The organism is Pseudomonas sp. YNh, from assembly GCF_037993085.1.
Classification (GTDB): Bacteria; Pseudomonadota; Gammaproteobacteria; order Pseudomonadales; family Pseudomonadaceae; genus Aquipseudomonas; species Aquipseudomonas putida.
Genome location: NZ_JBBMRJ010000081.1, coordinates 1 through 1,255, shown reverse-complemented (window position 1 = coordinate 1,255; position 1,255 = coordinate 1). Strand labels below are relative to the sequence as shown.

The window sequence follows — 1,255 nt, the reverse complement described above, 5'->3', positions numbered from 1 at the left end:
TGGGCCTGTCCCGTGACAACGGACGCCAAGAGGCGATACTTGAATCGTTCTCTTGGAGGTTGTCATGTCCACTCGAACCTACCGTAACTACACCGAAGAGTTCAAAATCCAGGCCGTTGCCTTGGCGCAAACGGTAGGAAGAACCGAAGCTGCCCGGCAACTCGAGATTCCCGTAAAGACGCTGGATAACTGGGTTGATGCGTCTCGCAAAGGGCACTCGTTAAGCTCCCCCGACCGACGCCCTGTCAGTAAAGACGACAGCGAACTGGCGCGGCTCAGGGCCGAGAATGCCGAACTCAAGCTGGAGCGCGAAATCCTAAAAAAGGCGGCGGTATTCTTTGCCAAAGAGTCCAGGTGAGATACGTCTTCGTCGCTAGTGAACGGGCTCAATTCCCGGTGCGATTGCTGTGCCGGGTGATGGGTGTCTCAGTTTCAGGGTTTTACGACTTTCAGCATCGCCAAGGTCGCCCAGATCGGGACGCTCAGATTCGCGTTGATTTGCACAAGGCCTACGCGGCTAGCCGGAATACATATGGCCGACCACGGTTGGTCGAAGCTTTGCGCCGGCAGGCACATGCAGTGGGCCACAAGCGAGTAGGTCGGCTGATGCACGAGGAACATATCCAAGGCAAATGCAAAGGCGGTTTCAGACCCTGTACAACTGATAGCCACCACTACTTACCCGTCGCGGACAATGTGCTGGCCCGACAGTTTTCCGTGAGCAGCGCCACGCCCACTTGGGTCAGCGATATCACCTACATCGCCACCAAAGAGGGATGGTTGTATCTGGCAGTCGTATTAAGCATTCAGACGCGCCAGGTGCTGGGTTACAGCTTGGCGGATCGGATGCCGGACGACTTGGTTGAGCGAGCCTTTATCAATGCTTGGCACGCATGCCTTGGCCTCAACGGTGTTGTGTTCCACTCCGATCAGGGACGTCAGTATGCAAGCAGCAAATTCCGCTTCGCCCTAGCCAAAAAAGGCTTCACACAGAGCATGAGCCGGAAGGGAAATTGTTGGGATAACGCCGTGGCTGAGAGCTTCTTTGCCACATTGAAGCGAGAAGAGGCCTGCCGGGTTTACCCCAGCAAGCAGCAGGCGCACTTGGCAATCGCAAACTACATCCACGGGTTTTACAACAGTAGTCGACTGCACTCAGCGCTGGGCTATCGTTCACCGAACGAATATGCCAAAGGCTTGAGAAAGGCGGCTCAATAGCCAGCCTCTTGGCGTCCGCCGCCACGGGACAGGCCCA

Annotated in this window: 2 protein-coding genes; both read left to right on the top strand. The window is 56.2% G+C overall.

The features are described from left to right. The first annotated feature begins 64 nt into the window (after window positions 1-64). Entirely contained in the window at window positions 65-358 is a 294-nt protein-coding gene (locus tag WF331_RS29125; RefSeq protein ID WP_336332453.1) for a transposase, read from the top strand. Beyond that, window positions 355-1,218, top strand: a complete 864-nt coding sequence (locus tag WF331_RS29120) for an IS3 family transposase (RefSeq protein ID WP_340623568.1) — start codon at window positions 355-357, stop codon at window positions 1,216-1,218. The genes WF331_RS29125 and WF331_RS29120 overlap by 4 nt, the downstream gene beginning before the upstream one ends. Window positions 1,219-1,255: the final 37 nt, after the last annotated feature.

Coding starts and splice junctions, on each gene's coding strand:
- WF331_RS29125 (WP_336332453.1), top strand. CDS start 65: ATGTCCACTCGAACCTACCGTAACTACACCGAAGAGTTCAAAATCCAG.